Raw genomic sequence first — 8679 nt, 5'->3', positions numbered from 1 at the left:
TTTTGCTTGCCCCTTTACGAGAGTCGACTAATATTGGCTCTTTAGCAAGAGTAGAAATTGTAGGTTCTCTATAAATCACTTTTTACCTAATCTACACTTAAGAAAGTAGGTAATCGCGGACAGTCGTTAGATAAAATATTCTCGCGAGAAGAGTAGAGATCGAGGTTACTTAGGATTTTGGAACTATCATGGTTGGTGGCTGCATACATAACTGAGCATAAGGCAGCATTTCTTCAGCTAACTCTTGGAGTTTAGGATTCGCCTTTTCGCCGACTATACTTAGGCATTGCATGAAATCATCCCAAGCCTGTCGGTAATTCTTGAGTCCTAGGCAAGCAACTCCGCGGTTATAGAAAGTTTCCGGGTCGTCTTTTTTTATTCCTAGGGCAGCGTTAAAATCTTTCACTGCGTCATAATATTTTTCTTGCGCCGAAAGGACGACGCCACGGCAGTTTAATATATCGTAGCGAGAAGGGTCGATCTCCAAAGCCACGTTAAAATCTGCTAAGGCGCCATCAAGCTTATTAAGGCAGTGTTTAGCGAGACCTCGATGCTTGTAGGCATCAACATAGCTAGGGTTTATTCTTACTGCTTTTGCGTACCGCTGTATCGCAGCAACCAAATCTCCATCCTCTCGCGCTGCGTTTGCATATGCGAAATGGCTATTGGCTAAAATCTGCTTGCCATCATATATGGGCTTGGGCTCCCAGGCGTCTGGTAGGTGGTACTTTTCCCTGTAATACGCGTTATCCTTAATATTGATATTGCCAAAATCAAGGTTCGAACCCTGAGCGTGAACAAAGGCATGCCCGGGTATATTGACTATTCCGACGTCGCTCCAACCCTGTCGCTTTGCCAGTTCGAGTATTAGAAAACTAGCGCCGGCGCCGTCAAGTGTCTTATAGTTTGGGCTATCTGGCAAAAAGCTGCTATTTAAATGACAACCCTTTAAACCATCGCTGTCGTAAAACGTGAAGTTTTCATTTCTCAACGTTTGGTATGCAAGTTTAATTTTTTCCGGCAGAGATAAATACGAATTTTCGCTTACTTTAGCAGAAAGCTTTGATAGAAGATTTTCTACATTAGTGCTTACAGTTCTGAGCTCATGAGGTTCATACATTCTTCTCTCGACCCTCAGAGCCTTTTTTATGTCGAAATCGTTACGGGTCTCGACCGCAGGAAGGGAATCGGTATCTACCATAGGCACATTGAGGCTAAGGCCAGCGAAACGACTTGATACATTTAAGTCAAAACCCACTACTTTCGTTAGGGCTAATTTTGGCTCACAAACGCTAGGAACGACGATTTCTTTATCGTCGTTAGCGATCATCTGTGGTTCGGGCTCATTATCGCGGCGAATTTTAGCCGACTCAGGCTCCTTGTTTGTTTGCTCCGTTAAGCTCAAATTACCACCCGTGCTCTATCGCAAAAACCCCTCACCTCCCCTACCCCACAAGGTCAATTTCCCCCTTATCAAGCCATCATAAAGTACCGTTATGCACTCAAGAATTAAGTCCGTTACATCTACCGCACCTATAAAAAGGATTTTTGTAGATGCTATGACCAGCAAGCGCGTAAGCGCTTGCCAATAAACAAAAAAAGCCGTTTTTAAACGGTAAAATAAATTCTCGGCATCTGGCGCGTCTGCGCTGAGGAGTTAGTGCATGTCAACTTTTGTCGCTGTCGCTAGTATAAGCATAGAAAATCCATCTAGAGAAACAAAATGCACTACCTGTGACCTGCAATCACGGCAATCTGATCTTGCCCCATTTCAGTGGAGAGATCCTGAAACAAAATGCTTTTTGTTTCAAAGCCCTTAGACTCGGTAGTTCAGGCAATAGTTGCGAATCTTACAAATTGGCTGCTAAAATTATTAAAGAAGAACCGAAATATATCTCCAGTCATTGCGAATTGTGAGCCCTTATGAAAATAGTTTTAAAATTGTGGCTTTATGCTGCAGTAGCATCTCAAACTCTACCAGCCCTCGCTTTAGCCGCAGATCACCCCTTCCTAATTGTGAAACAGGAAAAATTTACCGAGCTTCAGGGACGCGCCTTGCAGTCTCCTTGGAAGGAGATGAAGGCCACGGCTATTTCCATGGCAAATAGTTTAACCTATCCCATTTCTGGAACAAAGATCGACAAATCTAAGGCTCTGCACAAGATAATGAATTACACCGCACTTGCCTATATCGTCGATCCTGCAAATCGAGTAACCTATAAGAATAAAATTAGAGACTCCATTTCGCACTGGTCGACGCATTATCCGACTCTCAACCACGCCCTTTGGGGCGATACGGTTATCGGCGGTTCGGCCTATTTTATGTCAGTAGTTGCTTTAGATATTATCTATAATGACTTAACACCCACAGAACGCATTAATGCCGAAAATATTTTAGCTGCGGCCCAATACGGCTGGAACTGGACGCTAAATCGATTTGGGGCTCCCCTTGCATTTGCGCTATTTAAGGGCGATAGGGCAAGAATCGATTCGCTAAAACAATCATATCGCGGTGACATATTTTATCCTGGAAGCGGTGGGCTTGGTGAGTCGCGATATGTTACGGCCGACGGAGCTTACCCAGCTGGCGTTAGTTATTCATGGAATCGCATTGGCGGTGGGTGGGCATGACTGTTGTAGAGCAGCTAAGGTCTATAGCATAGATGTCATGGAGCATACCGGCGAGGATAGTTACTATGCTAGCTCGGTAATGCGCAATTTTAACCGTTGGCTCTTCACTTTTGGAACTACTCCTTTTCGCACGCATACAGTATTTGGGGATACAGAGTATGCTACAACACTTAACGCTGGCCGGAATTATTTTTTGGACAGATATTCTGCCGAAAGTGGCGCGCTTGCCTCCTGGTACGTAAATGGCGCGTTGCCTAACTCTGAGGCATCCTTATTTACATACATACTGATGACTAAGCCTTTGCCTGCAGGCCAAAAGCCCATTAGTCAAATCTTTAGCGATGGTGGCGCGGCTTTTTGGGAGAGGAATTCAAGCGAGCTATCGCTAATGGGCGCAATGCTAAACATGAAAAACTCTGAGTGGCACTCTCATAAGGAGGTTAATAGCATTAACCTCGTAGGTTACGGAGAATACCTTCTAGTAAATGCGGGTTATGCTGCTGCGGCGAGCATTTACGATGCGGGAGGTTTTGACCGCGCTTGGATAGCTACTAACGCCAACTCGGGGAATACGGTCCTCATCGACCGAAAAGATCACCTTGGTGCAGTTCCGCCATCAATCTCGCCAGTGCCAGGCGCTGGGGTAACAGAGGGATTTACGGCAGATGGTCTTGATTACGCGAGTGGGGACTCGGGCAAAGCTCTTCCCAATGGGAAACATCAGCGCAATTTTATTTTCATTCATCCCCAGGATGGGAAAAACGGTTATTGGCTGCTCTTTGATGAGATTAGCGCGACCAATGCCGCACTAACTACGGCTAATGTGCTTTTGCATCCGAATTCTAACTCGTTTACGACCGTTGCGAGCGAAAAGGAATATCAATGGAAGATAAACGGCCCATTTAAGCGCCAGACCAAAGACACTTTCTTAAGCATTTTTTTAGGAACAAGCCCAAAGGCGCAGGGCGTATTGTTTAAGGATAGCGTATGGGTGAGGCGCGATGGCTATATCATAAATAAATATCTCGATGCGACTTTTGTCACGGATGCTTTGGGTAAGGCTAATATTGCAACGGTTTTATTTCCCCACGATCCGACTCATGCCAAAGCCAACATGACTCGCCTTGCGGGGAGCGGTTATAGTGGAGCGAGTATCGATCACGGAAACTCTATATTTGACTATGCTATTGCAAACTCGTCTACCGGCATAGTGCAGCATGGATTAGTGTCCTTTAAAGGGCAGTCGAGTAGTTATCGGCTTAACAACAATCAACTCTCGTTTTATTTCGTGCGCCAGGGAACGTCGTTTAACGATGGCGCTTCATCGCGGCGCGGTTTTAGCTCCACGGCGAACGTCAGCGTTTACATGAAAAACACTGCGGGTAAGGTAGTATCGCCGGGCACGAACGTAACTTTCTTTTATCCGGGCCTTACGGGAGTTAGTCTAAACGGCCAAAACTTTTCAAGCGCAACAGTCTTTATCCCCGCAGGCAAGCACGACATTTCGCTTATTGTAGGTCAAAACCCACCGCCCGCAGCGCCTACGGGCTTGCGCGTGGTGCAGTAGAGTAGGAGCTGTGATGTGTATCTAACATTAGTGTAGGAGAGGGTTATGTCTACCGTAATAAAAACAGGTTTTATTTCTAGAGTGGTTTTGATTGCGCTAAGTGTCGTTTCGTATATGACGAGCCTATCGGCAGCCCATGGCCAGCCGGTATAACAATCGGTGCCGCTAAGGTCGGCAGCGCAGAAGGCGGCTGGATTTCAGGGCGGGGAAGGATTCCAGGCGGTGCAGGACATTAAATATGCACCTTCAGATCCGACTATCTTATACATGATAATTGATACTACGGGGCCGTGGAAAAGCACCAATGGTGGAGCAAGTTGGCAACCGTTAATCAATGGCTTTGGTTCAGTTGGAGGACAATCTTTGGGGATTCATCCTACGGACCCGGATACTGTATTTGTAGCTGGGTCTAATATGGCAGAGGGATGGACTGTGCCAGGCGAGGTAAAAGGGATATTTAGGACGACGGACGGCGGCAGCAATTGGACGAAAGGCGCATCAAACTGTGTTTTCAGGTCTGTGGATTATGGAGCGACCTGGAGGAACATTTCTGGTAACTTAACCACTTGGTTTAGTCCAAATGTTCTAACGGTGAACCCTTATAATAGTTCTGTATATTTGGGTTCTTTTTATGGCACTTGGAAACTTCCGCCCCCGGATGGCGGGGATATTGCAGCGCCGCAAGCGCCAACGGGATTAAAGGTGCTGCAGTGATTTTCTCTGTCTCAGTCTCCACCGTAGCCCTCCTCCATCGGGCCGGAGGGGCCAGCCGCGACAATAATGTCAACCCCATCACGGGGGGAATAGCCAAGCTCTTCAATGAGAGAAGTTGTAAACTGAGTAATGAAGGCCCCGGTATCGAAGATTAAGCGAATTCGGCGCTTTCTTTAGTAAAAGTTGAGGGCGCCTTTGCTGGGTAAGTCGGATTCCTATTGATTAGGCGCTTAAGTTCTATTAATATTTTAGTTTATAGCATTTACAAAAAGGATTTTTGTAAATGGTATAAACAGCAAGTGCGTAAGCACTTGCCAATAAACAACAAATACCGTTTCCAAAAAGTAAAATATTTAACTTACTTTTTGGAAACGGTATAAACGGTCATTTTTGATCGCTTTTGGTTTTTGCCCAAAAACATTAAAGGTTTATTCGATGGGAAGGCTTTTGTCGTTTTTGATTCGAATAATTTCAATTTTCCCCCTGTATTTTGTTTTTCTTATTTCGGTAGCCTACGCCCAAAGTAGCCAAGTCTGGGAGCAAGTTGCGCTTAGAACCAAACCTCAGGTGGTAAAGGGAGTTGGGGGTGGTGAAGGGTTTCAGGAAATTCTTGCCATGAGCTACGCAAAATCTAATCCCAGCGTAGCTTATTTTGTTGTCGATGTGGCGCAGGTATATAAAACGACTAATGGCGGTAGCACCTGGGCTAGGAAGACCAAGGGGTTCTTGGCTAACGGCGGGTCTACCGTTGCCGTCCATCCAACTAATGAAAATGTCGTCCTCGTTGCGGCGGGAGCGATGGCGCAGCAAAATATTGGATATAGCGGTGTAATTAGAAGTGCTAACGGCGGGGAGAGTTGGTCGAGGACTTATGCTGCTGACCTTTTAATTCCCAGCGGTGGAGCTAGAGGTGGAACGCTAATTGCTTTTACTAAGGATGGAAGCAAGGTTTACGCGGGGTTTTTAAAATCTGGCCTCATTCGCTCCACGGATAGTGGTGTCACTTGGGTAAAGGTTCCAAAATCGAGCGGGGGCAATGTCTTAGAGGGAATAAGGATCTACGACCTAAAAACTCATCCAAGCAACAATTCAACTGTTTTAGTAGCTGCAGCAGATGGGCTTTATAGAATTTCAAATAGCGAGGCAGTTGCTTCGGTAACTAAAATTAGCACACCTGAGGTGCCGCTAATTTTAGCACGGCATCCCACAAACGAAAATGTTTTTTACTTTTCCAATAAGAGTTCTATCTATAAAACCACAAACGGCGGGAGCAGTTTTAGCAAAATTAATGGCGCTATTCCCGCAAGCTCGGAAATCATAATGGGACTTGCGATTAGTCCCGTCGATGGAAACTTTTTATACGTGGGAGCTAAGCCCAATAGCGCCTATTATAGCCACGATGGCGGCGCAAGTTGGGTCTTTTCGGCAAATAACGACGAGAAAAATTCTGCCGGTTGGGTGAGTAGGAGTGTTACCGAAAATGCCGATGGCATGGAAAATGCGAGTTACCTAGGAAGTGTATTTGCGCCACATCCTTCAAATAAAAATATCGCGCTTACCAACGGACGGGATAATAGGGTTAAAATTACTGCAGACGGGGGTGCGAGCTATAGGTATTCGGCGACTGGGTGGTCTGGTGGCAGGGCAAGTGCTTTTGCTTGGGCAGATGTTAAGCACCCCGTTTTCTTTTTGGTGGATTATGGTGTTTATAAGTCGGCGGATGGGGGCAACACTTTTAGTTTTGCCAATCATGGCCGCTTTGATGGTGCGCGTTCGGCGATGAGTGGTGCGGTGTCGCCAAACAATCCCTCTTATTTGGTGACCGCTATTGGAGGATGGGATTTTCAGACGATAGGGATTACCGAGGACGGCGGCACAAGCTGGAAACTCTTAACGCCAGCGACGGATGGAAGTTATAAGTACATTGCATTTCATCCCCAAGATTCAAATATCATTTATGCCGGCAACAAAAAGATTAAAAGAACTAGTGCGGGAAATTATGCGGTGACTAATCTTTCCAAAAGTGTGATGAGAGTTAATCCGCAAAACGGAAATATTGTCTATGCCAAGGGTGATTTGTCAGGTGAAATAAAAACGATAATTTACAAATCCACGGATGGCGGTTTGTCTTGGGTTGATTTTGCAACCATTCCTTCGTATGCGCGTGACGTTTTAACCATGGATGTTGCACCCAGTAATCCTAATAAATTATACGTAACTGCTTATTATAAAGGGCTCTACATCATTGATAATGGCACTGTTACCACAAAGGCCTTTCCGGCAGATGGCCATAATATGATTGCAACCGCAGTTGTTGCAGTTGATCCCAATAATCCGAATATTATTTACGTTGGAGCGCGGCATCAATGGCGAGGTCAATCAAATGGCGTCTTTCGCACCACCGATGGGGGCAATACTTGGTCAAATATCACCTATAATCTTGGACCTGAGCTTGACGTCTGGGTGTTAACGGTCAATCCCCATAATAGCTTTATTTACCTAGGTACTTCAAACGGAACCTGGAGACTTCCCCCTCTGGGGAGCGGCGACAACACTCCACCGCCCGCACCTCAAGGCTTGCGACTTCTTCCGTAGCCTAAGGTTGAATAACGGATTTGTAACAGTTAAAATATAAAAGCTGGGCAACATGATGACTTAGGCTCGCCTTAGATATTCTGCTCGTTATCCTACTGTAAGCATTCTATTTTCATGTGGTACATGCAGTAAAAATCGATGGAGCTGCTGGTGGGACGACCAACTGGTCTGCGGGCAATATTCCCTTAGTTAGTGGGGACAACATCATCACCGTCACCGCCAAGGATGCCGCTGGGATATTTTTCAGCAAGAATGCTAACACTACCGGAATTAAATACGTTGCTGCAAATATCACCGATGGGTACACTGTAGAACTCGCCATCCCCAGGGCGAATCTTGGAATAACAGCCCCGGCAGCCAACATGACCATCGGCATCGATGTGCAGCAAAACGACGATGATAACGGTGGAGATAGAGATGGGATTCTTAACTGGAATAACCCAATTGATGCAAACTTTCAGAGCACGGTGGGATTTGGGCATTTGGTACTCTCAGCTACGACCGTAGGGCAAGACACAGCTCCTGCAGCACCAACGGGATTAAAGGTGATGGAATAAGGTAAGGAGGTATTGCGATTTCCTCTGCCTGTGTAACCACCTCTGGCACAGTCTTCGTCTTCGCCTTGCAATTACCCGAACTTAATGAACAATTACTGCTCTAAAGGCTTGCTACGATACGCCGACTGACGATCGCCATATCGTAGCTTATTGTGCGGATTGATAATCAGTATCAATATTAGTTGTAAGCGTCCACATTGCAAGAGATGCCACGACTTCTAGAACGCAATGGCAACACTTAAAAACCTGCGCACGGCAGCTTAAGCTTCAGGCACTACAGGTTGCTTTGGGCTGTTGTTTGCCGTAGAGAACAGCGATAATGGTAAGTAATTATTTTGTGAGAGAAGAAATGTTGATAAAATGGGTATTTAAGGTCCAGCTTGCGGTAATCTTTTTTGCTATTAACTCTTCGCATGTCTTCGCAACTTCACAGGATGCTGAAATGGGGGTAACAGTTGAGATCGATACTGCCTCAGATGAGGGGCGCTTTCCACCAATTTTTGCGCCCTCGGTGTTCGCAAGTTGGGCAGACCGGAAAGCTCAAGAGACCTTTTTTCAAGATGCCGAGACTATAGGATTGGTTAGGCTTAGCGTTGAGCAAGCAATGTCCACGTC

At 45.9% G+C, this 8679-nt stretch carries 7 protein-coding genes; 6 read left to right on the top strand and 1 reads right to left on the bottom strand.

The genetic code is table 11. The features are described from left to right. Nucleotides 1-169: 169 nt before the first annotated feature. On the bottom strand, nucleotides 170-1405 hold the full coding sequence (locus tag IT291_10850) for a tetratricopeptide repeat protein (GenBank protein ID MCC6221726.1): 1236 nt from the start codon (nucleotides 1403-1405) through the stop codon (nucleotides 170-172). Nucleotides 1406-1923: 518 nt separating this feature from the next. Between IT291_10850 and IT291_10845 the strand changes: the two genes are divergently transcribed. The 6 genes from IT291_10845 to IT291_10820 all read left to right on the top strand — a co-directional run. Beyond that, nucleotides 1924-2631 carry a hypothetical protein gene (locus IT291_10845; protein MCC6221725.1) on the top strand — a complete coding sequence of 236 codons (708 nt, stop codon included), beginning with the start codon at nucleotides 1924-1926 and terminating at the stop codon, nucleotides 2629-2631. Further along, nucleotides 2558-4198 carry a heparinase II/III family protein gene (locus tag IT291_10840; GenBank protein ID MCC6221724.1) on the top strand — a complete coding sequence of 547 codons (1641 nt, stop codon included), beginning with the start codon at nucleotides 2558-2560 and terminating at the stop codon, nucleotides 4196-4198. Before IT291_10845 ends, IT291_10840 begins: the two co-directional genes overlap by 74 nt. A 159-nt stretch (nucleotides 4199-4357) precedes the next feature. Further along, nucleotides 4358-4912 (top strand): hypothetical protein, encoded by a 555-nt coding sequence (locus IT291_10835; protein MCC6221723.1) that lies wholly within the window; start codon nucleotides 4358-4360, stop codon nucleotides 4910-4912. Nucleotides 4913-5368: 456 nt separating this feature from the next. Beyond that, complete coding sequence (locus IT291_10830) at nucleotides 5369-7507, top strand: hypothetical protein (GenBank protein ID MCC6221722.1); 2139 nt, start codon at nucleotides 5369-5371, stop codon at nucleotides 7505-7507. 116 nt (nucleotides 7508-7623) lie between these two features. Further along, a complete protein-coding gene (locus IT291_10825; protein MCC6221721.1) occupies nucleotides 7624-8064 on the top strand; it encodes a hypothetical protein in 441 nt (146 codons plus the stop codon). Nucleotides 8065-8383: 319 nt separating this feature from the next. Beyond that, nucleotides 8384-8679, top strand: a 296-nt coding sequence (locus IT291_10820) for a hypothetical protein (protein MCC6221720.1), incomplete at its 3' end; no start/stop codon positions are given.

It is taken from the genome of Deltaproteobacteria bacterium, from assembly GCA_020845775.1.
Classification (GTDB): Bacteria; Bdellovibrionota_C; UBA2361; order SZUA-149; family JADLFC01; genus JADLFC01.
The sequence above is the reverse complement of the archived record's forward strand: the minus strand, read 5'-3'. Positions and strand labels throughout refer to the sequence as shown.

Bases quoted from the DNA above. Each gene is read 5' to 3' on its own strand.
- IT291_10845 (MCC6221725.1), top strand. From the start codon at position 1,924: ATGAAAATAGTTTTAAAATTGTGGCTTTATGCTGCAGTAGCATCTCAA.
- IT291_10840 (MCC6221724.1), top strand. From the start codon at position 2,558: ATGTTACGGCCGACGGAGCTTACCCAGCTGGCGTTAGTTATTCATGGA.